This window comes from Nocardia rhizosphaerae, assembly GCF_042650365.1.
Lineage (GTDB): Bacteria > Actinomycetota > Actinomycetes > Mycobacteriales > Mycobacteriaceae > Nocardia > Nocardia rhizosphaerae.
In genome coordinates, this window is sequence record NZ_JBHSBA010000003.1 from 62,454 (window position 1) to 88,033 (window position 25,580).

The following is a 25,580-nucleotide window of genomic DNA, read 5'->3' on the forward strand; positions in this document are numbered from 1 at the left end:
GGTAAACCGGATGGCCACTGGGGTGGGCCTGCGGATGGCCGATGACGAGTGCATCGCCGCCGTGGTCACCGAGGACGGTGCGGTGCGGGTCATCGCGCGGGACACGGTGCTGCACATGTCCGACGACGGTGACGCCGCGCTCGGCGGTCCCGCTCCGGCGGGGCACACGCATTCCATCGCCGGTTTCGTGCGCGCGGTCGGCGACCCGGCCGGTGTCGACGTGGACGGCGGGGAGGCCTACCGCGCCGAGGATCTACTGGCAACGGCCATGTTCTGCCTGATCGATCAGACCACCGAGTATCTCAGCGGACCGGCCGAGTTCTACGCGACATGTCCGGCAGGCTGGTCGCCGGAGATCGTGCGCGGAGTACGCGAGGCGCTCGACTATCTCGGTCTGAAATCGGTGGCGCTGCTCGGTGAGGACGAACTGCCCGCGCCGGCGGACGGTGCGGAGCCGGGTCCGTCCTTCGCGACCGACGCCGCGCGGGCCGCGCTGGTCGCGGTGCTGGCTACCCCGGCCGGCACCACCCCGCCCGATCCGACCGTCACCGAGAACTCCCTGGTCGCGACCGACGTGATTCCCACGCTGGCCAAGCCCGCGGTGACCGCGCAGGCGTATTCGGCGGCGATGCCGGTGGCCGGGCAAGCGACGAAGGCGCTGCCGACCCACACCGCCGCCGCCGCGGCGACACCGCAGCCCGCGCCACCGACGGCGACGCGCAGCCGTACTCCGTTGCTGATCGCCGCCGCGGCGCTGGTCGGGCTGCTGCTCGGTGGTGTCGCGGTGTCGGTGGTGCTGCGCGGCGGCCAGACCCCGACCCCGCCGTCGATCTCGGACGCGCGCCATGACTCGCCGACCGTGTCCCCGACCCCGACGCCGGTCGTGCCACCGCCACCGGTGGTCGAGACGACGACGCCGGAACCGATCGTCACCACCACTCCGGAACCCGAACCGACACCGGAGCCGACGACCAGCACCGAAGCGCCGACGACCACGACGCCGGAGCCGACGACGACCCCACCGTCGACCACGCCGGGCCGTAGCACCACCCGCCCGTTGCTGCCGTTCCAGAACTACCCGCCGGGGACGCTGCCGGAACCGATGCGGATTCCGGGATACAACTGACCAGGTACGGGGTACCGTAACCGCGCCCGCCACCCGCGCGTGCCTTAGAGTGATGCGCTGACCGACATCACCGCCGCGGGCGGTGGTCTCGATCACTCGTGCCGACGAAGGGATTTCATGCGCAAGTTGGTGGCGCGTCGCGCCGCAGTCAAGGCTGCCTCCGCCGGATTCGCCGCGACTGTACTTCTGGCACCCTTACTCGGCTCCGGTCTCGCCACCGCGGAACCCGCTGCGCCCGCACAGCTTCCGACCGACGCACTGCCCGCCGAACTGGTCACCGCTATTTCGCGCGACCTCGGGATGTCGGCCACGGAGTATCTCGACCGCGCCGCGCGCGCCCAGCAGCTGCGCGAATACGCCACCGAGTTCCGCTCGGCCAACCCCGACACCTTCGCGGGCGCGTGGCTGACGCCGGAGGGCAAGGCCGTGGTCGCGGTCACCGACGCCGAGGCGGGCAAGCTCGTCGAATCAGCCGGCTACCAGAGCCATCTCGCGCCGATCTCGGCAGGCGGGCTGGAAGGCGCCCTGGTGCAGCTCAGCCAGTGGATCGCCGCGCTGCCGAGGGAGATCTCCGAGCCGATCAGCTCGGTCGCCATCGACGTGCTCAACAGCCAGCTGGTGCTCAATATCGCCAACTCCGGCACCGGGCACCTGCTGAACCTGCCGACGCTGATCGCCACCATCAAGGTGGTGCTCTCCCCCGGCGGCGGCGGTCCGGTCGAGTACCGGCCGATGGGCGGCGACACCTACATCACCGCCACCAAGAGCCTGCACGACACGAGCCTGCAGGGCGTCGACGTGTGCTCGTTCGGTTTCAGCAGCACCGATGCCGCGGGCAACGCGCTGAACATCTCGGCGGGCCACTGCAATCCGAACGTCGACAACGGCGGCACCGCACCGGTGTATGTGCCGAACGTGCGCGATATCCCGAACAGCCCCGAGGTCGGTTCCTTCGCCAAGTCGGTGCTCGGCGGTCCGGCCTCGCTGGACTACTCGGTGATCCAGCTGAACGAGCGCGCGGTGAACGGGGGCATGGATCTGCCGCGGGTGCGTGGCGCGAACGGCACCTCGCTGGCGATCACCGGTACCGCGGAGCCGGTCACCGGCGCACCGGTCTGCAAGACCGGGCAGTCCTCTGAGTTCACCTGTGGTTTCGTCTCGGCGGAGCGGGTGGAGACCCAGCTGTTCACCGCCGAGGGGGTCAGCAAGACCATCCGCGGGTTCGCCAGCACCGCCTGCACGCTCGGCGGTGACAGCGGCGGCGCGATCGTCACCGGCACGCTGGCCCTCGGCATCACCAGCGGCTCCAACGCGGCCGAGGCGCCCAACTGCACCGAGGCCAACACCCAGCTTGCGCCGTTCGGCGGCACCGCCTCGCTCGGTGTGCCGATCCGGTCGATCCTCGCCGACATCGAGGCGAGCTCGGGCGGTGGGCTCGGCAGCGGGATCTCGGTGCGGACCAAGCCGGTCGCGGGCTGAGTCGTGATCACAACCGGGTGGGGGAAATCTCTTGCCCGGTACGAGTAGGAATAACCCGTTCGAGCCCATATAGTTCGATCATGCTCCTGCCACGTATGGGTCGCACCCCGTCCGCGCGAAGCTCGAGAAGAGCTCGGAAGTCCGTGATCGCCGCATCCGCGGCGATTCTGCTGTTCGGCCCCACGATGGCGGTGGCCGAAGCGCAGCCTGCGCCCGGTGCGGATCTGCCCACCCAGCTGGTCGAGGCGGTCACCCGCGATCTGAAGATCTCGCCGGAGGAGTACCTGCGCCGCGCCGACGTCGCCCAGCAGGTCGCGGCGTTCACCACCACAGCGCAGCGCCAGTTCCCGCAGGTCTTCGCGGGTGCCTGGCTCGACGACGCGGGCAACGCCGTCGTCGCGCTCGCGCAGGGTCCCGGCGCCGACGAGGCGACGACGGCCGCCGAGTCGGCCGGTTTCGCGGTGCGCAATGTCGCCAAGAGCGAGTCGGCGCTGCGCGGCGAGAAGACCGCGTTCGAGAACTGGCTGGCCGCCGCGCCCGCCGAGGTGTCGGCGCTGGTGCGTGGCGTTGTCATCGACCCGGTGAACAACGCGATCGCGGTGCGGGTCGACCAGGCCGGTCTCCCGCTGCCCAGCTTCATCGATCCGTCCCGCGTCGTGGTCACCGCGCCGCCGGTCGCGGGCGAGCAGGTCGAGCTCAGCGCCACCCCGATCGCCGGTGACGGTACCGGCGCGCTTGCGGGCGGCGACGGCTACGCCTCGGTGATGGGCCGCAGCTCGCTGCGCTGCTCGCTCGGCTTCAACGGCACCGACCGCGCTGGCAATGTCATCAACATCTCGGCCGGTCACTGCAACCCGGATCTCGGCACCGCGGGCACCGACGGCGCGGCCGCCATCTACGAGCTCAACGGCGACCGGGCGGGCGCCCAGCTCGGCACCTTCCAGAAGTCGGTGCTCGGCGAGCAGGACTACTCGATCATCCGGGTGAACGACAACGCGCGCGCTCGCTTCGAGAACAACCTGGTCCGGGTGCCAGGCAACCACCCGATCGCGGTCGACGGTGTCGCCGTGCCGGTGGTCGGCGCCCCGGTCTGCAAGTCGGGTTCGCGCACCGGTTTCAGCTGCGGCATCATCAACGGCGTCGACCAGACCGTGCAGGTCGGCGATCGTCAGCTCACCCAGAGCTTCTCCGCCAATATCTGCGCCCTGCCCGGTGATTCGGGTGGCGCGATCGTGTCCGGTCGGCTGGCGCTCGGCATCTCCAGCGCGTCCTCGGTCGCCGACTACCCGATCTGCGAGATCCCGAACATCATCGGCGCCATCACCGGTGACGTGCCGCAGCTGTTCGCGCAGCCGCTGAGCGTGATCCTCTCGGACAACCCGGGACTGGCGGTCCGCACCAACTGAGCGCGGGTTTCCGCGGGCACTGAGCAGCAGGGAAGTCCGGCAGCGTTGCGCTGCCGGACTTTTCTGTGTCTGGGGGCGGGCGCCACGGTGCCGGGTCCGCGCGCGCATGCTGGTGGCATGTGTTTGGTCCTGCTCGCCTGGCGAGCGCATCCGGAGTACCGGCTGATCGTCGCCGCCAACCGGGACGAGTTCTACACCCGCGATACCGAGGCACTGCGGCCGTGGCCGGGGGAGGCGCTGCTGGCCGGGCGTGATCTCGGTGCGTCGGCACCTGGCACCTGGCTCGGTGTGCGCACCGACGACGCCCGGTTCGCGACGGTGACGAATGTGCGCGATCCCAAGGACAACCCGCCGCGTCCGCGCTCGCGAGGGGCGCTGCTGCTCGACTATCTGCGCGGTTCGGCCACCCCGGCGCGATACTTGCGCGAGATGACAGCCGCACCGGACGCCTACGTGGGCTACAACCTGCTGGTCAGTGATCTGCGGACGCTGTGGTGGCAGTCCAACCGCAGCGGCGTCGGCCCGGCCGAGCTGGCGCCGGGGCTGCACGCGCTGTCCAATGCGGCGCATATTCTGTCGGAGCCTGGATCCATCCACAGCCGTCCCCAGGATCCGATGGTGACCGGGGCGGGCGCGCCACCGGTCTGGCCGAAGGTGTCGAGCGGGCTGACCGGTCTGCACGAGATCGTGGCCACCGCACCGGATTCCGTCGACGACTACTTCGCCCTGCTCGCCGACCGCACCGAGGCACCCGACGAGCTACTGCCGCGCACCGGCATCCCGCTCGGCTTCGAGCGGGCCGTATCGGCGCGCTTCGTCGCCCATGAGCTACACGGCACGCGGGCGAGCACGGTGCTGCTGGTTCGCGAGGACGGCACCTTCACCATGGCCGAGCGGACGTTCGGGCGGCACGGGGTGGCCGAGGGGGCGGAATCGGTGTCCGGGGTGCTGGAACTGGGGTGAGAAACGCGAAAAGGCCCCGCTCCTCGGCGGAGCGGGGCCTCAGGCGTTGACTCAGTTCTTCGGCTTCTCGGCCCACACGGTGGTGCCCTCGGGCGCCTGCAGAACGTTCAGGAGTTCGACACCGGCGGCGATCATGGTCGGGCCGCCGATGGCGATCATGCCGAGAATGCCACCGACAGCGGCACCGAGCGGCAGACCGGCCAGGCAGCCGACACCGAACAGCGGCAGGCCGAACACGCAACCCACGACGGCGCCGATGGCGGTGCCGACGAAGGTGCCGATGGCGGTGCCGATGCTGAACTTCGAGGAGAAGTCGTTGATCGCCTTCTGGTTCTCCTGCGCCGAGGCGATCGGGGTGGCCTTCAGCACCGGCTTCACACCGACCGGATCGGCGGTGACGTCGACGCCCTCAGGCTTCTCCGGGGTCAGCGCGAGGATGGTGCTGTCCTTGGTGACCGCGGCCTTGGTCGGGATCTCGGTGCCGTTGATCGTGAAGTCGATCGGCAGCGAGACGACAGTCGCGCCGGTGGTGTCCTTGATCTCGGCGACCTTGGTCTTGGGCGCCTCGGGAGTCTCCCCCGCCTCCTCGACGATCTCGAACGTGCCGTTCTGCAGCGTGGCGATGATCGTCTTGTCGACCAGCTTCACCGAGTACTTGATGTCCTGCGCCGCGGGAACCGGCTCAGCGTGCGCGGTTCCCAGCGACATGGTCATCGCGCCGATAACCAGCGCGGCTGCCGCAGTGGTCCTACGGAAGTTCATTCAGGTTCCAATCCATCAGGTGTGGTACAGCGCCCAAACCCTCGACATGCGAGACCCGTCAAGTAGGAGACCCCTGTGAGGCGTCCCTTACTTCTCCCCGAGCAATGTGAAGGTCGGCACAGCTAGTAGAACAGGTGGAGCCTAATGGACCGAATCCTATGAAGCCACACAGAATCTCGATCAAGTAAGTAAGCCTGACCTTAGCTCCGTCGCAGATCACCGACGGTTTACGGTGTTCACCAGCGGACATGGGCACGCCGAAGGCGATTTTCGTGTGATATTGCTCACAGGCAAAACCCAGGTCAAGCCCTAGTAAACAAGGTCAGAGCACAAATGCCGATCCTACGGTGGACACCGGTAGTTACTGGCCGGTAACTTAGCGCCGGTTACGATACGAGCCAACTGGGTGAGCCCGCTCGCCCATGACCCTCGTGTTGCCTCTAAAGAAAGGTCGCGACATGAATGCCCTGACAATCACGTTGGGCACGATTGGAGCAGTGCTCAGCCTGTTCTGTTGGGCGTCGTTCCTCGGCGGCGCATGGAACATCGGGAAGGCCGTGACGATCGGCCAGTCCGCGCCGGACCGGTGGCGACCGTTCTTCCCGCGGTTCAAGACGATGATGATCGAGTTCATCGCGCATACCAGGATGAACAAGTTCCGCACTGTCGGCTGGGCGCACTGGCTGGTGATGATCGGCTTCCTGGCCGGCGCGCAGTTCTGGTTCATGGCCTACGGGCAGACCTTCGATCCCACCTGGTCGTGGCCGTTCATCGGCGACACCTGGTGGTTCCATCTCGGTGACGAAATCCTCGGCGTCGGCACCGTTGTCGGCATCGCGACGCTGATGATCATCCGCCAGCTGAACCACCCGCGCCTGCCGGCGCGCCTGTCGCGCTTCAGCGGCTCGAAGTTCGGTCCGGCGTACTTCGTCGAGTGGGTCGTGCTCACCGAGGGCATCGGCATGGTGCTGGTGAAGGCGGGCGTGCTGTCGCTCACCGGGCACTCCACCTGGACCGACCCGATCACCGGACAGATCGCCAAGATCATCCCGGCCAACGTCACGCTGATCTCGATCTTCGCGTTCGTCAAGCTGATGTCCGGCATGGTCTGGCTGTTCGTCGTCGGCCGCAACATCACCTGGGGTGTGGCCTGGCACCGCTTCTCTGCCTTCCCGAACATCTACTTCAAGCGTGAAGCCGACGGCGGCGTCGCCCTCGGCGCGGCCAAGCCGATGATCTCCAACGGCAAGGTCCTCGACATGGAGAACGTCGACCCCGATGTCGACAACCTCGGCGCCGGCCGCATGGAGGACTTCTCCTGGAAGGGCTGGCTGGACTTCTCCACCTGCACCGAGTGCGGTCGCTGCCAGTCCCAGTGCCCCGCCTGGAACACCGGCAAGCCGCTCTCGCCCAAGCTGTTGATCATGTCGCTGCGCGACCACGGTTACGCCGTCGCCCCGTACCTGCTGGCGGGTGGCCGCAAGGACCCCGGTGGCGACGAGATCGGCCTTGTCGACGCCGACGGCAAGCCGAACGAGGCGAAGCTGGCCAAGATCTCCGAGGCCGCGCGGGCTGAGGCGGAGCGTCCGCTGGTCGGTGGTGAAGATGTCAACGGTGTGATCGATCCCGAGGTGCTGTGGTCGTGCACGAGTTGTGGTGCGTGTGTGGAGCAGTGCCCGGTCGATATCGAGCATGTGGACCACATCATCGATATGCGCCGCTATCAGGTGTTGATCGAGTCGGAGTTCCCGTCCGAGCTGGCCGGGTTGTTCAAGAACCTGGAGAACAAGGGCAATCCGTGGGGTCAGAACTCCAAGGACCGTTTGAACTGGATCTCCGAGGTCGATTTCGATATCCCGGTGTTCGGTAAGGACGCCGACAGTTTCGACGGCTACGAGTACCTGTTCTGGGTCGGTTGTGCCGGTGCGTATGAGGACCGTGCCAAGAAGACCACCAAGGCTGTGGCCGAGCTGCTGGCTACCGCGGGCACCAAGTTCATGGTGTTGGGTGCGGAGGAGACCTGCACCGGTGACTCGGCGCGGCGTGCGGGTAACGAGTTCTTGTTCCAGCAGCTGGCCATGCAGAACATCGAGGTCATCAACTCGGTGTTCGACGGTGTGGAGCAGTCGCGCAAGAAGATCGTGGTCACGTGTGCGCATTGCTTCAACGCGCTCAACAACGAGTACCCGCAGATCGGTGGCACTTACGAGGTGGTGCACCACACGCAGTTGCTGAACCGTTTGGTGCGGCAGAAGAAGCTGGTGCCGGTGGCGTCGGTGTCGCAGAACATCACCTACCACGATCCGTGCTATCTGGGTCGGCACAACAAGATCTACAACGCGCCGCGTGAGCTGATGGAAGCCTCCGGGTCGACGTTGGTGGAGATGCCGCGCCACGGCGAACGGTCGATGTGCTGTGGTGCCGGTGGCGCCCGGATGTGGATGGAAGAGCAGCTCGGTAAGCGCATCAACGTCGATCGTGTCGACGAGGCGCTCTCGACGAATCCGACCAAGATCGCGACCGGTTGCCCGTTCTGCCGGGTGATGCTCACCGATGGTGTCACCGCCCGTCAGGAGCAGGGTCAGGGCGAGGGTGTCGAGGTCGTCGATGTCGCGCAGTTGATGCTGGACTCGATCTCCCGGGTCGATGCGGCGGAGTTGTCGGCGAATCTGCTGGTGGTGCAGGAACCCAAGGCTGAACCCGCACCCGAACCCGCACCTGAGCCTGAGTCGGCGCCTGTGGCGCAGGCGGCTCCGGCTGCGGCGAAGGCGGCTCCGACCGGTGGCGGTTTGGGGATGAAGGGTGCCGCGAAGGCGCCCGGTGGTGGTCTCGGCATGAAGGGTGCGGCCAAGGCGCCCGGCGGTGGCCTGGGTATGAAGGGTGCGGCGAAGGCTCCGGGTGCGAAGGCTCCTGCGGCCGAAGCAACTTCGACTGATGCTGCCGCGTCGGCGCCTGCCAAGGGTCTCGGCATGAAGGGCGGTGCGAAGGCCCCCGGTGGCGGGCTGGGCATGAAGGGCGGTGCCAAGGCGCCGGGCGCGAAGGCTCCCGCGGCCGCCGCGTCGGCTGAGGCTCCGGCCGCCGATACCGCCGCTCCCCCGGTCAAGGGCTTGGGGATGAAGGGCGGTGCGAAGGCACCCGGTGGCGGTCTCGGCATGAAGGGTGGCGCGAAGGCACCAGGTGCGAAGGCAACCGCTGCCGGCGCCCCGGCCACGGAAGCTGCACCGGCCCAGGCGCCCGCGGCCGAGACTGCGGCCGCGTCGGAGTCCAAGCCGACGGTCGCGGCCAAGGGCCTTGCCATGAAGTCGGGCTTCAAGCGCCCCGGCCCCAAGGCCCCCGGCACCGCGGCTCCGGCAACGGAGGCTCCGGCTGAGGCGGCGACCACCGCATCGGCCCCGGCGACCGAAGCACCGGCCGCGCAAGCTTCCGCAGCCCCGGCTTCGGCCCCCACCGAAACCAAGCCGACCGTCGCCGCCAAGGGCCTGGCTATGAAGTCCGGCTTCAAGCGCCCCGGCCCCAAGGCCCCCGGCACCGCCGCCCCGGCAGCGACTCCGGCCCCCGCCGAGCCCGAAGCCACGGCCGAACCGGAGACCCCGGTCGAGGCACCAGCCACGGCGGACCAGGCCGAGCCCACCAACGGCAACGGCACCCCCACGGTCGCCCCGCCGACCGCCAAGCCAGGCGGCCTCGGCTTCAAGTCCGGCGCAAAGGCCCCCGGCCGCAAGAACTGACAACAGAACACCTCGGCCCCGGAACCGTAGGCGGTTTCGGGGCCGAGCTATATCGACCGACACAAGAATTTGATATCCTCTTCTTGGCAGATTTGATATCTGGAGGTAGGACATGTCCCGGACACTGATCGACATCGACGATGACGCCCTGAACCTCGCCGCAGAGGAGCTGGGGACCAAAACCAAAGTGGCGACTGTCAACGCCGCGCTCCGCGAGATCGCGAACCGGCGGGCGGTCGCGAAAATGTTGCAGCAGTTCCGGGATACCGACACCGACCTTTCACCCGAGGGTACGAAGGGGGCCTGGCGCTGAGAACGACGTTCATGCTGGCTGACAAGTCAGCGATCGAGTGGGTGCTGCGCGACAGCAGCGCCGCAGCGGACTTCGCCGAGATCACCAGCGCACCCGGCGCACTGGTCGCGGCGTGCCATCTCACTGCGCTCGAAATCGGCTACTCTGCGCGGTCGCTCGCCGACTATACGGCGAAGATCGGCCATCAGAAGTCGCTGGTGTGGCTACCGGTGACCGAGGAAGCGATGGATCGCGCGCTCACCGTGCAGGAACTCCTCGCCGGCAAAGGCGCACATCGCCTTCCGATCCCGGATCTGATCATTGCCGCGACAGCGGAGATCCACGGTGCAACAGTGCTGCACGTCGACAACGACTACGAGACGATCGCCGAGACCACCGGCCAGCCACACCATCGGCTCGCGACGAGCTGACCACCGGTCAGCAGTCGGCGAACCAAGCCTTCACATACCCCGCGGATTGATAGGCGTAGTCCCAGGCCCAGCGGGCCGGTGACAGGTCGGGTTCGGGATCGACGAACAACAGTTCACCCGGCCAGCATTTTCCGAGGATGTAGCGGGCGCGCGAGATATGCGGTGTGAAGGTGACCACGATGACGCGATCCCAGCCGGCGCCGCGGCGGGCGAGTGCGCGGCCTTCGCCGAGGGTGGTGCGCGGGTCCGGGTCGAAACAGATCACCTCGAAGCGGTAGCCGCCGTGGCAGATGCGGTTGATCATGGGGCTGTATTCATAGGGGTTCGAGATCAGGACGCGGGGCGCGTAGCCCTCGGCGGCCAGGCGCAATCCGAGCTGTTCGCGACCGTCGTGCGCACCACCGAGCACGAGGATCGCGTCGGCGGCCAGCGGCTCGTCGGTTCGCGGACGCACGTACACCGGCCACAGCGCCACCACCGCGACAACGACCACGACCAGCAACCCACCGAGAACGACCAGCACCCGGCGCGCGGCTGTCCCACCGCTCCGCGACTTCTGTCCCGCGGCCTGGTCGTTCTTCGTCAGCGGCCGACGGCCGGGCTGGTCGCCCGTCTCCGGTGAGTTACTCATGTACTCCCCTTTACGCGGCGTCGCCCTGCGCAGAGGCTACCGCGCCGGTGAACATCGACGTCTCTCCCTGTACACCAGATGTTGCGCCCCCACTTGCCTCGCTGACGCGGCGTAGCCACGCGAGCGGCTTACCAACGGAGGTATGCGATGCACAGTCTTCGGAACGGGGTACCTGGGGGCCACGCATGCCGCGTGTATGGCCGAGCTGGGGCACGATGTGGTCGGGGTCGATGTCGATCCCGGCAAGGTGGCCAAACTGGCCGATGGAGTTGTTCCGTTCTACGAACCGGGCCTGGACGAGGTGCTGCAGCGCAACCTCGCGGCGGGCAGGCTGCGGTTCACCACCGACTACGCCGACGCGGCCGACCACGCCGACGTGCACTTCCTCGGGGTCGGCACCCCGCAGAAGAAGGGCGAGTACGGCGCCGATCTGAAATACGTACACGCCGTGGTGGATACGCTCGCCCCGATGCTGGAGCGCCCGGCGATGATCGTCGGCAAGTCCACCGTTCCGGTCGGCACGGCCGCGGCGCTCGGCGAGCGGGCCCGCGCGGCGGCGAAGGTCGACGTGGAGGTGGCCTGGAACCCGGAGTTCCTGCGGGAGGGGTTCGCCGTGCAGGACACTCTGCGCCCGGACCGGCTCGTCCTCGGTATCGACGGTGCCCGCGATCGTGCGGGCTGGGTGGAGCAGCAGATCCGCGAGATCTACGCCGACCTGATCGCCGCCGAGATCCCCTTCCTGCTCACCGATCTGGCCACCGCCGAGCTGGTGAAGGTCTCGGCGAACGCCTTCCTCGCCACGAAGATCTCGTTCATCAACGCGGTCTCGGAGGTCTGCGAGGCCACCGGCGCCGACGTGACCATGCTGGCCGACGCCCTCGGCTACGACGCTCGCATCGGCCGCCGGTTCCTCAACGCCGGTCTCGGTTTCGGCGGCGGCTGCCTGCCCAAGGACATCAGGGCTTTCATGGCCCGCTCCGGCGAGCTCGGCGCCGACCACGCGGTGGCTTTCCTGCGCGAGGTCGACAACATCAATATGCGCCGCCGCACGAAGGTGGTCGACATGGCCGCCCGCGCCTGCGGCGGTTCCCTGCTCGGCGCGAACGTGGCCGTGCTCGGCGCCGCGTTCAAGCCGGAGTCCGACGACGTGCGCGATTCGCCCGCGCTGAATGTGGCGGGCATGATCCAGCTGCACGGCGCGGTCGTCACCGTGTACGACCCGAAGGCCGTGGAGAATTCGCGGCGGGTGTTCCCCACGCTGAACTACGCGACCTCGGTGGCGGAGGCGTGCGATCGGGCCGACGTGGTGCTCGTGCTCACCGAGTGGAACGAGTTCACCGCACTGACGCCTGCCGATCTGGATCCGGTGGTGCGCACCAGGTCGATCATCGACGGTCGCAACTGCCTCGATCGCGCTGCCTGGCGCGACGCCGGGTGGGTGTACGCCGGACTCGGCACCCCGTAGAGTGGCGGTCCAAGCGGGGGCTGCCGGGCGTTGACCCGAGTACGCGGGCTCCGCATGTCGTGCGATGGGAACGAGATGGGTAGCTGATGAGCGCGGTACTTGGAGTATCGGTGGGAGCCGGGACCGTGCGTCTGGCACGTCCGCGCCCCGGCCCCAACGGGTTCACGCCGCCCTATTCGTTCGACGTGCAAACCGTGTCGCTCCCCGAGCAGCAGACCGAGGAGGCCGCGGCCGACACGATCGCTGTAGCGCTGGCCGCCGCGCCGGAGATCGCGGCAACCACGGTCACTTTCCGAAGTGAGCCGCAGGCCAGGGCGATCCGGGCGGCGATGGCCCGCCGCCAGCTCACCAACTATCAGCTCGTCCCCGAAGCCGTCGCGGCCGTGCAGTTCGCGCACGCGACGACCGATCTGCGCGAGGTATCCCATCTCGCCGTGTACGACCTGGGCAGTTCGGGTCTCACGGTGAGCGTGGTCAACGCCAGGACCAGCGATGTGTACCAGTGCGACCGGATCAGCGACATCAGCGGCGACTATCTGGATTCGCTGATCCGGGAGCAGCAGATCGCCTCCGGCCGGATCGCACACCCGTCCGATCCGGTCGGCCTCGCCGAGCTGGACGCGCTGTGCCGGGCCGCGAAGGAGCAGCTGTCGAGCAGCAATGCGGTGGCGCTGCCGAGCGAGCAGGGCTTGGTGCTGCTCACCCAGGAGAATTTCGAAGCGCTGATGATGCTGGCGATCGAGTCGTCGGCGCGGTTGACGCGCGACGTCGTCATTCGCTCGCAGCATCCGGTGCAGGCGGTGTTGATGGTCGGCGGCGGCGCCAGGATTCCACTGATCGCGCGGGTGCTGGAACGCACGATCGGGGTGCCGGTGATCGTGCCCGCCGAACCGGAGACGGCGCTGGCGCGTGGTGCGGCACTGCTGGCCAGGCCAGCGCAGGTCCCGCAGGCGCCGACCGCTTCACCGGCGAGCCTGGATGATGCGGTCGAGGACTCCACGCCGGCCTGGCTGACCGCGCCCGCTCGCCGTCGGCCGCTCGCCGCGCTCACCAGCCGATCCGGGCACAGCAGGCGCGAGCTGAACGGCGCGGTGCTCACGGTGAGCGCGCTCGTGGTGGTTTCCGCGATCGGTCTCGGCCTCGGCTACGGCCCCCAGGTGCTCGAGCGCGGCAACTCCAGTGACGGTTCTCATGCGGTGCCCGCGTCGACCTCACCGCCACCGACGGTCGCCGCGCCGACCTCGGACATGGCACCGGCCACCGACGCCGTCCACGCCACGGTGGCAGCGCCCCCGGTTCCGCAGCAGAGCGCCGAGGAGCCTTCGGAGGCTGCGCCGACGCCGGGCCCCAATACCTTCACCGTGGTGCCCGGTTTGCCGCCGATCGTGGTGCCGACCTTGCCGCCGGTGGTCCTGCCCGGTTTCCCGCCGCCTGGTCAGTAGCTCAGTTCCGCGCGTGCCTGGCGCGACGCGGCGGGGTGGCGGGTTTGCCGCCGAACGGCCGGGCGAGCAGCACCGCGATCCCGGTGGTCAGCGGCACCGACAGGGCCAGCGCGATGCCGCCGACGGCGGAGCGGGCGATCTCGATGGCGACCGCGTCGCCGGTGAGCACGTCGGTGATGGACCGTCCGGCGACGCTGAACAGCAGCAGCAGCGGCAGCGCGCCACCGGCGTAGGCGAGCACCAGGGTGTAGACGGTGCTGGCGATGTGGTCGCGGCCAACGCGCATGGTGGCGGTGAAGACTTCCCGCCGGGACGCGCCCTCGTCGAGCGCGGCGAGTTCGAAGGCGGCCGAGGCCTGGGTGATGGTCACGTCGTTGAGCACACCGAGTGAGCCGATGATGAATCCGGCGAGCAGCAGCCCGGTGATGCTCACGTGCTGAAGATAGGTCGCGACGTTGGTGTTCTGTTCCTCGGACAGGCCGGTCAGGTTGGTGACCTCGAGTGTCAGCCAGGACAGGAAGGCCGCGACGAGCATCGAGGCGAGGGTGCCGAGCAGCGCGGAGCTGGTCCGCAGATTCACCCCGTGCGCGAGATAGAGCACCACGTAGAGGATCAGTGACCCGGCCACCAGGGCGACCGGGATGGCGGGTTTGCCGTCGAGCAGTGCGGGCAGCAGGAACACCACGACCACCAGGAATGCGAACAGCAGCCCGATGAGGGCACGGAAGCCACGCCACCGCGCGACCACGCAGATCACCACCACGAACGCCAGCACGATCAGCAGCAGCGGCAGCCCGCGCGAGTAGTCCTCGAACGCGTAGAGCGTGGTCCCGCTCGGATCGGCGGCCCGCACGATCCTGATCTCGTCACCGGCCCGCAGATCGGGCTGTCCCGGTCCCGGCGCGATCTCGAACAGCGTCTTCGAGCCCTCGTCGGGCCCGGACTCGATCAGGATGATGCTGCGCTGACAGGTGTAGGCGGCCGTGCGCGGCGGAACGGGCTGGTCGGCGAACACCTTGCCCTGCGAGGTACTCCCACAGGGCCCCACATCCTGCAGCACGACCGTCCCCGCCTCGGTCTGCACCGCCTCCCCGGTGGCGGTCTGCATCGGCAAGGGAATCTCGACATGCTGCGCACTCGGCCACAGCAGCACCGTCGCCGCCAGCACCACCGCCCCGATCACCCCGAGCAGCCCGACGACAACCTTCGCCGCCGTAGCCCCGATAGCGATAGGCCCGGAATGATCGTGATGGTGGTGGTGATGATGATCGCTCACGCGCAGATCTTAAAGGACATCGTTTTCAAGAACGACTCGACAGAACCGCTGATCACGCAAGCACACGGGTAACTCACCGGGTACGGGCAAACTGAGCCCACCACAGGAACCCCGGCCGCGTCCCCAACGAACCACGCACCTAGAGCCTGGCCGAAATAAGCGGAGGAGCAAGGTAAGGGCGGCGGAGAGCAGGGGGATGTCTCCGCCGCCCGCAGGTCGGCGCCCAGGGGGGTAGGCGCTCATACCTAGGGCTCTCGGTTGTCCAGGGGGGGGTAGACAACCGGGCCGGGCGCCGTAGCGCCAAGGACTACTGTACACAAAATCCAGACTTTTGCATCAGCGCATCCTCAAAAACTCCAAAATTCCAAACCTGAAGTCTGTTTCAGCTGGTCACTGGCGGTAGCTCGACAGGAAGTTCCCGAACCGCTCGATCGCCACCGCCAGATCGCGCGCCCACGGCAGGGTGACGATCCGCAGATGGTCGGTATCCGGCCAGTTGAACCCGGTGCCCTGCACCATCAGGATCTTCTCCTGCAGCAGCAGGTCGAGCACCAGCTTGGCGTCGTCGTGGATCTCGTGCACGTTCGGGTCGAGACGCGGGAACGCGTACAGCGCGCCGCGCGGCTTCACGCACGAGACGCCGGGGATCATATTGAGCCGCTCCCAGGCCACATCGCGCTGCTCGAGCAGCCGCCCACCGGGCAGGATCAGATCCTCGATGCTCTGATGGCCACCGAGAGCCACCTGGATGGCGTGCTGCGCGGGCACGTTCGGGCACAACCGCGACGAGGCGAGCAGGTCGATGCCCTCGAGGAAGCCCGCCGCATGGTCCTTCGGCCCGGTGATCGCCAGCCAGCCGGCCCGGTAGCCGGCCACCCGATAGGCCTTGGACAGGCCGTTGAAGGTCAGGCACAGCAGATCGGGGGCCAGCGAGGCCAGCGAGATGTGCTTGGCGTCGTCGTAGAGGATCTTGTCGTAGATCTCGTCGGCCAGCAGCAGCAGCCGATGCTTGCGCGCCAGGTCGACGATCTGCTGCAGCACCTCCGCCGAGTACACCGCACCCGTCGGATTGTTCGGGTTGATCACCAGCAGCGCCTTGGTCTTGTCGGTGATCTTCGATTCGATATCGGCGATATCGGGCTGCCAGCCGTTGGCCTCGTCGCACAGGTAGTGCACCGGCGTACCGCCCGCCAGGCTGGTCATGGCCGTCCACAGCGGGTAGTCCGGCGCCGGGATCAGCACTTCGTCACCGTTGTCGAGCAACGCCTGCATGGTGACGGTGATCAGCTCGGAAACACCGTTGCCCAGGTACACGTCGTCCACGTCGAGCTCGGGGAAGCCGGGAACCAGCTCATACCGGGTGACGATCGCGCGCCGCGCCGACAGGATGCCCTTGGACTCGGAGTAGCCCTGCGCGTACGGCAGCGCCGCGATCATGTCACGCATGATCACGTCCGGCGCCTCGAAGCCGAACGGGGCCGGATTGCCGATATTGAGCTTGAGGATGCGGTGCCCCTCGGCCTCGAGCCGCGCCGCGTGCGCGTGTACCGGACCACGGATCTCATAGACCACGTTCTGCAGCTTCTTGGACTGCTCGAGGACGCGCGGCGGCACATGCGGCGATTGAGGACTCACCCAACCCATGGTGCCATCCAGCGCAAACCGATAAGGTCCCGCCCGCCCTCACCTGCCTGGTGGCAGCCCCGCCGCCGCGGTGGCACCGCAGAACTCCTCGATCCGCTCGTCGAGCTGACGCGCTTCGAACGCGTCGCGGTAGGCGGGCGCCGCGATGCGCCTGCGCACCCCGACCAGCCGTTCCCCCAGCTGGGCGATCCGCCGGTCTTCCGGCATGCCGAGAACGGGACGCAGGGCGTCGGCCGCGCCGTCGATGCTGCCGTTGATCAGGTGGGCGGCGGCATTGTCGACCCTGGCCAGCGATTCGGCGCCGTAGGAGCGCTGGCGGGCCGGGCCGCTGCTGTAGAGGGCGATGGCCCGCTCGGTGGCGGCGAGCGCGTGTTCGGCGCGGCCGAGCTGGATGCAGGTGGCGCCCGCGTAATAGGCGGCCTTCGGCTCGGGAAATCCGAACACCCCGCCGATCTCGTCGTGCAGTTCGTCGCGCCGGTCCCCGCCCGCGGTCTCGGCGGCCCGCAGGCAGCGGTCGGTCTCGGTCTCGCTGCCGAGCCGGGCCCACACCCTTGCCTCGATATTGAGCAGCCGTATCCGGCCGATTCCCGGACCGGCGAATTCCTGCCCGCTGCGCGCCAGCTGGATGGCGTTGCGCGGACGATCCGACCAGTTCTCGATGAGCGCGTGCATGCCGCGGGTCCACGCGCGTAAACCGCTGTGCCCGCTCAATTCGGCATAGGCCCACGCGGCCCTGACCTGTTCGCCGGCCGCGTCGAGATATCCGAGATCGGTGCTCGCGTTGGCCATCAGGCCGGACAGGGTGCCCGCGAGCAGATATAGATGACTGGTGTCGCCCGGTTTCTGCTGCCCGTCGAGCAGCCGGTACACCCGCCGCCGCACCCGCAGCATCTCCACCATCATCGGCGCCGGTGCGGCATGCACGTATTCGTTCGCGATCCGCCGGACGTCGGCGTCGAGCTGGGCCAGCGTCGTCGCGCCGACATTCGTGCTCTCCGCGGCGGCCGCGTGCTCGCTCGCCTCGTGCGCAGCCGCCATGATCAACTCCCTCTCCGACATCACCTCTGGCACAGCGCCTTTACCCACGCCGGCGTCGACGAAAGCGAGCAGGTCGACGTCACCTCCCGCGGGCGCGAGCAGCGTCGAGAAACGTGCGCGGACCACCTCGTCGGAACGCGCGAGCGACGTGTCGAGCGCGGCCTGATTCACCGGCCGCGGGCGCACCCGAGCGCCGCCGGCCTCCCATTTCGACACCAGTCGTTCGTGCACGCCGAGATGAGCCGCGAACTCCCGGATGCTCATTCGTTTGGCATCACGAAGCGCCCTGGCTTCTCTTCCCGTCCACTCCCCGACCACAGCGTCACCTCATCCGACGGACAACTGCCTCCAGAGTACGAGTGCCCCAGTGAGACACACCACAATCTTGACCGAATCGGTTGTCTGAGGCAGTGAAAGGGCGGTGCGGGGCAGTGGCCGACGACCTGCGACAAAGCGCATTCTGGAGGCGTGGAAGCCAGGACCGTCGATGACTGGGTGACGTGCTACCAGCGCGAATTCGGGCTACCCGTGCGCGAGCGAGGTGGTTTCGTGATGCTGCCGATCACCGATCGGCTCTGCGTCGTCCACCTGCCGACCACGCGGGCCGAGCTGGTCCTCGCCACGCTGCGCGAACAGCACCGGGAGGGCCCGGTGCTGGCCAGGCAGATCCGCTGGAGCCTGCTCGCCGAACCCGACGCGCGACCACCCGCCGATGTGGTCTCCGACCTGGCCGGGCTCGACATCGATATCCCCGGCGTCGGCAGCGCCGTCATGCTCCCGACGAGTCTCGGCCGCTGGAGCCGCGAAGGCTGCCACTGGGTTCGCCCGCCCGTACCGCGCGATGTGCTGCCCCCGCTGTCGCTGGTGCTGCACCTGGCGCTGTCGGTGACCCGTCAGCGGGTTTCGAGTGCGTCCAGCGAGGCCGATGGCAAGGGAAAGTTGAGGTACGACCGCGACGGCGTCGGCCCGCGCTGCCCCTGATACTTCGACCCCGCCTTGGCGCTGCCGTACGGGTGCTCGGCCGGACTGCTCAGCCGGATCAGGCACAGCTGCCCGATCTTCATGCCCGGCCACAGCGTGATGGGCAGGTTCGCCACATTCGACAGTTCCAGGGTGATGTGGCCGCTGAACCCAGGATCGATGAACCCGGCCGTCGAATGCGTGAGTAGCCCCAGCCTGCCCAGACTCGACTTGCCCTCCAGCCGACCGGCCAGATCGTCGGGCAGCGAACACACCTCCAGCGTCGACCCGAGCACGAATTCCCCGGGGTGCAGCACGAAGGGCTCGCCCGGCTTCGGCTCGACCAGACTGGTCAGATCATCCTGCTGCAGCGCCGGATCGATATGGGTGTACCGGCTGTTGTCGAACACCCGGAACAACCCGTCCAGCCGCACGTCGATACTCGACGGCTGCACCATCGACTCCAGCATCGGTTCGACCCCGAGACGCCCGGCGGCGATCTCGGCTCGGATATCACGATCGGAGAGCAGCACGCGGCCAGTCTAAGCAGCCCGAATCCACCGACCCGACCCGGCCATCGATCAAGAGTTGACCGGCACACGAGCCGGTCTGATAGAGTCGTCAACGCGCTCGAAGAACGCGATGCCGATGTAGTTCAATGGTAGAACTTCTGCTTCCCAAGCAGACAGCGCGGGTTCGATTCCCGTCATCGGCTCCAGCACCGAAGCCCCCAGTCCGCCTGGGGGCTTCGGTCGTTTCGGGTGGCCGCAGGCGATGCAGCATTGCCGCCGATGCGCCGAGCCGGTCGCCCGACGCTACCTCCGGCTAGTCGGCCGTGGTCAGCGTCTTCTCGAAGTTGGCAGCCGGAGACCACACGAAGGTTCGGCCTGCTTTGGAGCGATCCAGCAGCCCCCGACGCTCGAGATCTGTCAGATCGTTCCGCGCCGTCTGGTCAGAGATCTTGTGGCTTTGCATGTGCGACTGGACCGTGTACTCGTTCGACGAGTTCTTGATCGCCGATTCGATCAGGGCGAGCTGCCGGTGATTGAATTGCCCTCGCTTCGAGAGCAACTGCCGCGTCTCCTGCAGTTCAGCGGTCTTCCTTGTCAGATATGTCGCCAGATCGTCCAGCGCGCGTCGCAAGATATTGAGGTGATAGATCAGGAAATAGGTGAGATCACCTTCGTCCTGTTCGGTGAGCACGAACGAACGTACATACTGCGCGGGCGCCTTCTTGAGCAACCGGGAGATCGTCACGTACTCGGTGAGCCAGTAGCCCTGTTTGAGCATGCTCCAGTAGAAAAGGGCACGCGCGGTCCGGCCGTTTCCGTCCTCGAAATAGTGGTCGTACCCGACCATGAAGTGGATCGCCAGCGCTCGGACGACCGGAGGGATGTACTCGCTGCCACCGTTCGCCTCGTTGGCGAACACACAGAGAGTCCGCATCCGGGCAGACAGCTGATCCACGGGCGGAGGAAGGTGCAGTACGTCGTCATCGCGGCCGTAGACCCTGACCCGGTCATCGGGATCAGGATTGCTTTGGATACGGCCAGCCGACTCGGGGTCGTCCAGGGTGCCGTCGGTGACGATCCTGTGCAACTCGCAGATCAGCTCGGGGGTGAAGTCCTCGTCCTTGTGATCGCTGACGAACAACATGGCATTGTAGTTGTTCACGATCATCTTCTCGCTGCGGTTGCGCGGTGCGCGGCCCGATCGAATCATGTCCTTCGCCACTTGCCTGCTCGTCGATGCGCCCTCGAGCTGACTGGACGTAATTGACTCTTCGATCAGCGAACTGATCACATAGCGGTTCTTCGTGGACGAGTTGGTGATCTGTTCGGGTGCTGCGATCTGGCCGCTCGCCCGTTTGGTTATCTCGTCGGAAAGCCGGAGAACTTCGTCCGGGAGCGCGTAGGTGAAATGCTCGTCGCCAATGGTCGTGAACGGCAACGGCCGACGCATCGACCGCCGTGCAAACTTCACACCGAGCCACCACTCCTCGGCCGTGAGGTCTCCCGGAGCCTTCTTGTGGCGCAACTTGTCCCACGGCATGTACGGATCCGATGGTGAGCTGAATTGCGCGACGGAGTCGAGCACGTCGATGACGCGCCTCGTCTCCATCATCTCCATCGTCTGCCGCAGGTCGGGAGGCGGTGCAGGATGCATCAGGTCCCCTCTCGCGCGCATGTCAACCAAATCCTATCAAAATTTGGTTTTGCCATCCGGCGATCGTAAGCATGACCTGCGGCTTCGGCCGACACCACCTCCCGTAGGCCGCCCACAACTCCATCGGCCTGGCGGCATCGATCGCCAAAGTTTGGTTCTATTTGGTCGTCGCTTGACGTTGACTACCGCTCGCCGGTTCGAGCTGCGGCTTTGCCGCGCGTCCACGACGACTCCGCCACCGGGACAACCCGACCACGACCGCCAAAGTTTGGTTCGGTTTGGTTGTCGCTAGGACTCGGCGGGCGCGGCCGGCCAGTCGACCCCGTCACCCACCCAACCGCACACAATCCGCGGCGATCTTGGACTGGGCCGCGCCCACCTTGGCCGCGTCCTCCTCGCCGAGCAGTTCGGCGGGATCGCCGGACTGCGCGTTGGACACCATCACTCGCAGTCCGTCCTGTGACATGCCGGAGTCGAGGAACACCCCGGCCGCGCAGTCGGCCAGTTCGGGGTTGCTCAATCCCTTGTCCTGTAATGATTTCGACAGTTCAGCCTGGGTAACCGCAGGGGGCTCGTCGCTACCGCACGCCGATAGCACCGGCACGGCGAGCAGTGTCGCGGCGAGCAGACAGATCCGCACTTTCCAAAGTCCTCTCGATCGCTGCGGATCGGATGATGCGCAGCCGTGCAGGATCATGCCGCACACCACATCCGCCTGGCCACATCTACGACCACACACAGGCAACTGACTCGCCAGTAAGATATGCCCATGGGAGACCACATCACGCTGCGCTTCGAGAGCGAACGCGCATATGTCGCGCTGAATCGGCCGGGCAAACACAACGGACTGACCCTGGAGATGCTGCGCGATCTCGTCGCGACGGCGAAGGAAATCGCCGCACACGATGGGACGAGAGCCGTCGTCCTCAGCGGCAACGGGCCGAGTTTCAGCAGCGGACTCGATATCGCCGCGGCCGCCCGCGATCCACTGGCTATCGTGCGGGAATTCCTCCCACGACCGTGGCGTGGCACCAATACCTTTCAGGAAGCCTGCTGGGCCTGGCGCCGCCTCGACGTGCCGGTGATCGCCGCGGTGCACGGCCGCTGCTACGGCGGCGGGCTACAACTGGCACTGGCCGCCGACTTCCGCATCGCCGCCCCCACTGCCGAGTTCTCGGTGATGGAGGCAGTCCACGGACTGATCCCGGACATGTCGGGCGTGGCCACCTTGTCCCAGCTCATCGGCATCGACCAGGCCAAGCTGCTGACCATGACCGCCGACCCGGTCGATGCCGCGTATGCCGACCGCATCGGCCTGATCACCGCGATAGATGACGATCCATCGGCCGCGGCGGCAGCGCTGGCCGATCGCGTCGCGACCCGCGATCCCCGCGCGGTCGCCGCCGCCAAGCGACTGTTCGACTCCTCCTGGCACCGGCGCCCTCGCGCGATCCTCGCCGCCGAGCGCGCGGCCCAAATTCCCTTGCTGCTGAGCAAATCACGCAAAGGGGGCGACTGACAAGCAAACGATCCAGGGCTGGTGTCGACTCACAATGCGGGGATAGCACATTCGGCGCCGATAGCCTGTTAGCATCGCTGGGATTCGCACACCAGCTGGAATGTGGTACGCGACACAGGCATCCTGCCGCGCGGCCGATTTCGGCGCGACCCGGAGGCTGTCGACAACCGTGCCAAAGACCGGTTCCATCCTGCTGGCCGCGCTCACCGGCGCCACCGCCCTGTTCGTCGGCGCGGCGACGCCCGCGGTGGCCAACCCGAACGCCATCAACCCGATTCCCGTCCTCAACGGCACCCACGGCCTGCCCGTGCTGCACGGCCGCACGCAGGCGGTCTTCCAGGTCACCGGGATGGCGAGCCCCAACAACACCCAGAACTACAACGTGCTCGGCACCGACCTGGGCATCATGTGGGACAACGGGCGCGGCGAGATGCTCACCGCCTTCGGCGACACCGCGGGCCTCGGCTTCCCGAACCTGCTGGCGGGCAGCACCTGGGCGTGGCGGTCCAACATCCTGGTCCGCAGTCACACCAAGGACCCCTCGCGTGGCATCTTCTTCGACAGCGTGGTGCGCGACATCTTCGGCCAGGCGCGCGATCTCATTCCGAGCCCGAAGATCCCGTTCCTGGAGATCAGCCGCATTCCGACGGCGGGGATCTCCGCCAACGGCGTGCAGTATCTGTCGCTGATGTCGGTGAAGACCTGGGACGCGCCCGGCGCGTGGACCACCAGCTTCTCCGGGCTGGCCGCCTCCGCCGACAACGGCGAGACCTGGGCCGATCTGGGCCACACCCGCCGCCCCGACGAGGGCGGCAACAGCAACTTCCAGATGAACGCCTTCCTGAAGGACGGCGGCTTCGTCTACGAGTACGGCACCAGGTCCGGCCGCAACAACGACGCGTTCGTCGCCAGGGTCCCCGAAGCCGAGATCGAGAACCTGAGCGCCTACGAGTACTGGGACGGCGGTGGCTGGAAACTCGACGATGTGAACGCGGCGGCGCCGATCATGGGTGGCGTCGGCGAGCTGTCGGTGATGTACAACGAGTACCTCGGCCAGTTCATCTCGCTGACCACCGATCCGTTCAACTCGGTCGTGTTGCGCCGCGCGCCCTCCCCGGAGGGCCCGTGGAGCGCGCCCGAGGTGCTGATCGATGCCCGCGATCTGCCGACGGCGTACGCGCCGTCGATCTTCCCGTACCAGACCGGCCGCGATCTGTACTTCATGACCACGATCCACACCCAGTACAACGTCGTCCTGATGCGCACGCGCCTGTAGCACCGCGCCCATAGACTGCCTCCTATGGACGCAGCGGAGTGGGACGCCCGGTACGCACACAGCGAATTGGTGTGGGGCGCACCGCCGAACAGCACGGTCGTGGAGTACGTGTACGGCCTGGACCGCCGGGTCCCGCTGGTCGCCGACGAACCGGGCGGCACCCCGCCCGCGCTACCGCGCGCACTCGATCTGGCCTGCGGCGAGGGCAGGCACGCGCTGTGGCTGGCCACCCACGGCTGGCAGGTCGACGCGGTCGACTTCTCCCAGGTCGGGATCGACAAGGGACGCACGGTCGCGGCCCGGCTGTCGCGTTCGGTCCGTTCCCGCGTCACCTGGCGCTGCGCCGATATCACCGATCTGGACGCGGCGGGCATCACCGGCCGGTACGAGCTGATCCTGGTGGTGTTCGTGCATCTGCCCGCCGCGCAGCGCGCCGACCTGCTGCGCGAGCTGGCCCGCATGGTCTCCCCCGGCGGCATGCTGCTGATCCTCGGTCATGACACCCGCAACATCACCGACGGTTACGGCGGTCCGCAGGATCGGTCGATCCTGTTCACCCCGGAGGACATCCGCGCCGACCTCGGCGCGGCGGGCGAGCACCTCACCATCCGTATCGCCGATGTGGTCCGGCGCCAGACCGAGGGGCCGGACGCGCTCGACGCGCTGGTCGTCGCCGAGCGTCCGGTGCCGGAGTCAGTCGAATCCGACGCGTAGCTGTTCGGCGAAGCCGCGTGCCGAATCCAGATCCGCGGCGCTGGGCCTGCCTTTGTTCAGCCCGCCGATCAGGGCAAGCGGCCCCATCGTGTCGAGCCCGCGGCAAGCGAAACCGCCGACCACCTCGTAGCCGTTGCCGGTGAGCTGGTCGGCGAGATGGCGTAGATAGGGCCGCAAGCCCGGTTCCTTGATGCCGCTGGTGGCGAAGACGAACGCCGCGCGTCCCTGCCCGGCGGGCACCGCGTCGACGAAGGCGCGCAGTCGCTTGTCCATGGCCAGGTAGTAGACGCCGGAACCGAAGCCGACCAGGTCGTATTCGGCGATCTCGACCGGACTGATCTCGCCGGGTTCGACGACCCCCGCGCCGAGCACCGACCCGATGGCGTCGGCGACTTTCCTGGTGTTGCCGTGCGAACTGGACGCGCACACGATGATCGCCTTCACGAGGCCCCCTGCCTGTCTCGGTGTCGGCCGCAGCCTATCGCCAGCGGGTGAACCACGGGGTCACTGTCGCCGCGATCACGTCGAACCCGGCGCGGAAGGAGTGCGCCTGTTTCGGGATCACCCGCACCTCGGCGGCGTCGGCGGCGTCGGGCACGCCGAACGGGTCGCTACCACCGTTGATCACCACGACGTCGATGTCACCGGGCGCGAGCAGCTCGTCGCGCCGGGACTTCTCGGGCTTGCCCGGCGGATGCAGCGGGAACGACAGCGCGATCACCCCGCGCGCGCCCACCGCGACGGCGGTCCGGCAGGCCACCCGCGCCCCGTTGCTGCGGCCACCCTGCACGATCGGCACGTCGCCGAACCGCTCCCGCAGCGCCGCCACGATCTCGAGCCACGCCGCGTCCTGCTTGTCCGCCGAGCCGGGCGCGCGCCGTCCGGCGACCCGGTACGGCTGCATCACCCGCGCCACCGCACCGCCGGATTCGAGCGCCGAATCACGCACCACCAGTATGTCTTTCGCATCGACACCGCCGCCGGCGCCATGGGTGATCACCAGCAGGAAAGCCGGCGATTCGACCTCGTCGAGCTCGATCTGGGCGGGTCCAGCACTCGTCTCGATGCGCATACCTCACGGTAGCTCGCGTGTTTTTCCGGTCACATTGCGGCGGCCCCCTTTGCCGACAGGCTTACCCACCGGTAATATGGACCATAAGTTACCCGCGAGTAGCATGCGGAAAGCTGGCAAGGCTACCCCGGTGGACGACACAGGGCGGGAACGGCAGACAACCGACCGCACCAGACTCAACGGAGAGTGA

General features: G+C 67.6%; 23 protein-coding genes and 1 tRNA gene. 14 read left to right on the forward strand and 10 right to left on the reverse strand.

Going from position 1 to position 25,580, the window contains the following annotated elements:
* The first annotated feature begins 10 nt into the window (after positions 1-10).
* From ACFOW8_RS01830 to ACFOW8_RS01845, 4 genes are all read left to right on the forward strand, one after another.
* Positions 11-1,126 (forward strand): hypothetical protein, encoded by a 1,116-nt coding sequence (locus ACFOW8_RS01830; protein WP_378544421.1) that lies wholly within the window; start codon positions 11-13, stop codon positions 1,124-1,126.
* Between the two features lie 117 nt (positions 1,127-1,243).
* Positions 1,244-2,605, forward strand: a complete 1,362-nt coding sequence (locus ACFOW8_RS01835) for a S1 family peptidase (RefSeq protein ID WP_378544424.1) — start codon at positions 1,244-1,246, stop codon at positions 2,603-2,605.
* Between the two features lie 143 nt (positions 2,606-2,748).
* A complete protein-coding gene (locus ACFOW8_RS01840; RefSeq protein ID WP_378544427.1) occupies positions 2,749-4,011 on the forward strand; it encodes a S1 family peptidase in 1,263 nt (420 codons plus the stop codon).
* A 117-nt stretch (positions 4,012-4,128) separates the two neighbouring features.
* The gene (locus ACFOW8_RS01845; protein WP_378544430.1) at positions 4,129-4,974 is read left to right on the forward strand and encodes an NRDE family protein; all 846 of its coding nucleotides are present in this window, start codon (positions 4,129-4,131) and stop codon (positions 4,972-4,974) included.
* Between the two features lie 51 nt (positions 4,975-5,025).
* On the opposite strand, the gene ACFOW8_RS01850 is transcribed toward ACFOW8_RS01845, so the two are convergent.
* Positions 5,026-5,736: a hypothetical protein gene (locus tag ACFOW8_RS01850; RefSeq protein ID WP_378544433.1), complete on the reverse strand. Its 711-nt coding sequence runs from the start codon at positions 5,734-5,736 to the stop codon at positions 5,026-5,028.
* A 458-nt stretch (positions 5,737-6,194) separates the two neighbouring features.
* Here ACFOW8_RS01850 and ACFOW8_RS01855 point away from each other — a divergent pair, with 458 nt between their 5' ends.
* From ACFOW8_RS01855 to ACFOW8_RS01865, 3 genes are all read left to right on the forward strand, one after another.
* Positions 6,195-9,464, forward strand: a complete 3,270-nt coding sequence (locus ACFOW8_RS01855; RefSeq protein ID WP_378544436.1) for a (Fe-S)-binding protein — start codon at positions 6,195-6,197, stop codon at positions 9,462-9,464.
* Positions 9,465-9,576: 112 nt separating this feature from the next.
* The gene (locus ACFOW8_RS01860) at positions 9,577-9,777 is read left to right on the forward strand and encodes a type II toxin-antitoxin system VapB family antitoxin (protein ID WP_378544439.1); all 201 of its coding nucleotides are present in this window, start codon (positions 9,577-9,579) and stop codon (positions 9,775-9,777) included.
* 11 nt (positions 9,778-9,788) lie between these two features.
* Positions 9,789-10,187 carry a PIN domain nuclease gene (locus ACFOW8_RS01865; RefSeq protein WP_378544442.1) on the forward strand — a complete coding sequence of 133 codons (399 nt, stop codon included), beginning with the start codon at positions 9,789-9,791 and terminating at the stop codon, positions 10,185-10,187.
* 7 nt (positions 10,188-10,194) lie between these two features.
* Here ACFOW8_RS01865 and ACFOW8_RS01870 read toward each other — a convergent pair whose 3' ends face one another.
* Positions 10,195-10,818: a YdcF family protein gene (locus tag ACFOW8_RS01870; protein ID WP_378544445.1), complete on the reverse strand. Its 624-nt coding sequence runs from the start codon at positions 10,816-10,818 to the stop codon at positions 10,195-10,197.
* 142 nt (positions 10,819-10,960) lie between these two features.
* Between ACFOW8_RS01870 and ACFOW8_RS01875 the strand changes: the two genes are divergently transcribed.
* Both ACFOW8_RS01875 and ACFOW8_RS01880 read left to right on the forward strand, forming a co-directional pair.
* Positions 10,961-12,283: a UDP-glucose dehydrogenase family protein gene (locus tag ACFOW8_RS01875; RefSeq protein ID WP_378544447.1), complete on the forward strand. Its 1,323-nt coding sequence runs from the start codon at positions 10,961-10,963 to the stop codon at positions 12,281-12,283.
* A 125-nt stretch (positions 12,284-12,408) separates the two neighbouring features.
* Positions 12,409-13,725, forward strand: a complete 1,317-nt coding sequence (locus tag ACFOW8_RS01880; protein WP_378544450.1) for an Hsp70 family protein — start codon at positions 12,409-12,411, stop codon at positions 13,723-13,725.
* A 1-nt stretch (position 13,726) separates the two neighbouring features.
* On the opposite strand, the gene ACFOW8_RS01885 is transcribed toward ACFOW8_RS01880, so the two are convergent.
* From ACFOW8_RS01885 to ACFOW8_RS01895, 3 genes are all read right to left on the reverse strand, one after another.
* Entirely contained in the window at positions 13,727-15,001 is a 1,275-nt protein-coding gene (locus ACFOW8_RS01885; protein ID WP_378544453.1) for a YibE/F family protein, read from the reverse strand.
* Positions 15,002-15,391: 390 nt separating this feature from the next.
* A complete protein-coding gene (locus tag ACFOW8_RS01890; RefSeq protein WP_378544456.1) occupies positions 15,392-16,645 on the reverse strand; it encodes a pyridoxal phosphate-dependent aminotransferase in 1,254 nt (417 codons plus the stop codon).
* Positions 16,646-16,684: 39 nt separating this feature from the next.
* The gene (locus ACFOW8_RS01895) at positions 16,685-17,947 is read right to left on the reverse strand and encodes a helix-turn-helix domain-containing protein (RefSeq protein ID WP_378544459.1); all 1,263 of its coding nucleotides are present in this window, start codon (positions 17,945-17,947) and stop codon (positions 16,685-16,687) included.
* Between the two features lie 204 nt (positions 17,948-18,151).
* Here ACFOW8_RS01895 and ACFOW8_RS01900 point away from each other — a divergent pair, with 204 nt between their 5' ends.
* Positions 18,152-18,664: a hypothetical protein gene (locus ACFOW8_RS01900; RefSeq protein ID WP_378544462.1), complete on the forward strand. Its 513-nt coding sequence runs from the start codon at positions 18,152-18,154 to the stop codon at positions 18,662-18,664.
* Here ACFOW8_RS01900 and dcd read toward each other — a convergent pair.
* On the reverse strand, positions 18,577-19,176 hold the full coding sequence (gene dcd / locus ACFOW8_RS01905) for a dCTP deaminase (protein WP_378544465.1): 600 nt from the start codon (positions 19,174-19,176) through the stop codon (positions 18,577-18,579). The two genes, ACFOW8_RS01900 and dcd, sit on opposite strands and share 88 nt — an antisense overlap.
* 111 nt (positions 19,177-19,287) lie before the next feature.
* On the opposite strand from dcd, the gene ACFOW8_RS01910 reads away from it, so the two are divergent.
* Positions 19,288-19,361: transfer RNA gene (locus tag ACFOW8_RS01910), tRNA-Gly, on the forward strand.
* A gap of 107 nt (positions 19,362-19,468) precedes the next feature.
* On the opposite strand, the gene ACFOW8_RS01915 is transcribed toward ACFOW8_RS01910, so the two are convergent.
* Both ACFOW8_RS01915 and ACFOW8_RS01920 read right to left on the reverse strand, forming a co-directional pair.
* Positions 19,469-20,830, reverse strand: a complete 1,362-nt coding sequence (locus ACFOW8_RS01915) for a Fic family protein (RefSeq protein ID WP_378544468.1) — start codon at positions 20,828-20,830, stop codon at positions 19,469-19,471.
* Between the two features lie 304 nt (positions 20,831-21,134).
* A complete protein-coding gene (locus ACFOW8_RS01920; RefSeq protein WP_378544471.1) occupies positions 21,135-21,449 on the reverse strand; it encodes a hypothetical protein in 315 nt (104 codons plus the stop codon).
* A gap of 129 nt (positions 21,450-21,578) precedes the next feature.
* Between ACFOW8_RS01920 and ACFOW8_RS01925 the strand changes: the two genes are divergently transcribed.
* The 3 genes from ACFOW8_RS01925 to ACFOW8_RS01935 all read left to right on the forward strand — a co-directional run bounded on the left by ACFOW8_RS01925 (position 21,579) and on the right by ACFOW8_RS01935 (position 24,318).
* On the forward strand, positions 21,579-22,328 hold the full coding sequence (locus tag ACFOW8_RS01925) for a crotonase/enoyl-CoA hydratase family protein (protein WP_378544474.1): 750 nt from the start codon (positions 21,579-21,581) through the stop codon (positions 22,326-22,328).
* Between the two features lie 169 nt (positions 22,329-22,497).
* The gene (locus ACFOW8_RS01930; RefSeq protein ID WP_378544477.1) at positions 22,498-23,604 is read left to right on the forward strand and encodes a DUF4185 domain-containing protein; all 1,107 of its coding nucleotides are present in this window, start codon (positions 22,498-22,500) and stop codon (positions 23,602-23,604) included.
* A 24-nt stretch (positions 23,605-23,628) separates the two neighbouring features.
* The gene (locus ACFOW8_RS01935) at positions 23,629-24,318 is read left to right on the forward strand and encodes a class I SAM-dependent methyltransferase (protein WP_378544480.1); all 690 of its coding nucleotides are present in this window, start codon (positions 23,629-23,631) and stop codon (positions 24,316-24,318) included.
* On the opposite strand, the gene ACFOW8_RS01940 is transcribed toward ACFOW8_RS01935, so the two are convergent.
* Both ACFOW8_RS01940 and ACFOW8_RS01945 read right to left on the reverse strand, forming a co-directional pair.
* Positions 24,298-24,762, reverse strand: a complete 465-nt coding sequence (locus tag ACFOW8_RS01940) for a flavodoxin family protein (RefSeq protein WP_378544483.1) — start codon at positions 24,760-24,762, stop codon at positions 24,298-24,300. The genes ACFOW8_RS01935 and ACFOW8_RS01940 overlap by 21 nt on opposite strands.
* A gap of 34 nt (positions 24,763-24,796) precedes the next feature.
* Positions 24,797-25,390, reverse strand: coding sequence for an alpha/beta hydrolase family protein (locus ACFOW8_RS01945; RefSeq protein ID WP_378544486.1), 594 nt, complete (start codon positions 25,388-25,390; stop codon positions 24,797-24,799).
* Between the last annotated feature and the right edge of the window lie 190 nt (positions 25,391-25,580).

What these genes read in the sequence shown, in the direction of transcription:
- ACFOW8_RS01915 (WP_378544468.1), bottom strand. Translation starts at nt 20,830, where the DNA reads ATGCGCGCGAGAGGGGACCTGATGCATCCTGCACCGCCTCCCGACCTG.
- ACFOW8_RS01875 (WP_378544447.1), top strand. Translation starts at nt 10,961, where the DNA reads ATGCGATGCACAGTCTTCGGAACGGGGTACCTGGGGGCCACGCATGCC.
- ACFOW8_RS01945 (WP_378544486.1), bottom strand. Translation starts at nt 25,390, where the DNA reads ATGCGCATCGAGACGAGTGCTGGACCCGCCCAGATCGAGCTCGACGAG.
- ACFOW8_RS01850 (WP_378544433.1), bottom strand. Translation starts at nt 5,736, where the DNA reads ATGAACTTCCGTAGGACCACTGCGGCAGCCGCGCTGGTTATCGGCGCG.
- ACFOW8_RS01860 (WP_378544439.1), top strand. Translation starts at nt 9,577, where the DNA reads ATGTCCCGGACACTGATCGACATCGACGATGACGCCCTGAACCTCGCC.
- ACFOW8_RS01835 (WP_378544424.1), top strand. Translation starts at nt 1,244, where the DNA reads ATGCGCAAGTTGGTGGCGCGTCGCGCCGCAGTCAAGGCTGCCTCCGCC.
- ACFOW8_RS01865 (WP_378544442.1), top strand. Translation starts at nt 9,789, where the DNA reads ATGCTGGCTGACAAGTCAGCGATCGAGTGGGTGCTGCGCGACAGCAGC.
- ACFOW8_RS01830 (WP_378544421.1), top strand. Translation starts at nt 11, where the DNA reads ATGGCCACTGGGGTGGGCCTGCGGATGGCCGATGACGAGTGCATCGCC.
- ACFOW8_RS01895 (WP_378544459.1), bottom strand. Translation starts at nt 17,947, where the DNA reads ATGAGCATCCGGGAGTTCGCGGCTCATCTCGGCGTGCACGAACGACTG.
- ACFOW8_RS01855 (WP_378544436.1), top strand. Translation starts at nt 6,195, where the DNA reads ATGAATGCCCTGACAATCACGTTGGGCACGATTGGAGCAGTGCTCAGC.
- ACFOW8_RS01925 (WP_378544474.1), top strand. Translation starts at nt 21,579, where the DNA reads ATGGGAGACCACATCACGCTGCGCTTCGAGAGCGAACGCGCATATGTC.
- ACFOW8_RS01935 (WP_378544480.1), top strand. Translation starts at nt 23,629, where the DNA reads ATGGACGCAGCGGAGTGGGACGCCCGGTACGCACACAGCGAATTGGTG.
- ACFOW8_RS01890 (WP_378544456.1), bottom strand. Translation starts at nt 16,645, where the DNA reads ATGGGTTGGGTGAGTCCTCAATCGCCGCATGTGCCGCCGCGCGTCCTC.
- ACFOW8_RS01870 (WP_378544445.1), bottom strand. Translation starts at nt 10,818, where the DNA reads ATGAGTAACTCACCGGAGACGGGCGACCAGCCCGGCCGTCGGCCGCTG.
- ACFOW8_RS01845 (WP_378544430.1), top strand. Translation starts at nt 4,129, where the DNA reads ATGTGTTTGGTCCTGCTCGCCTGGCGAGCGCATCCGGAGTACCGGCTG.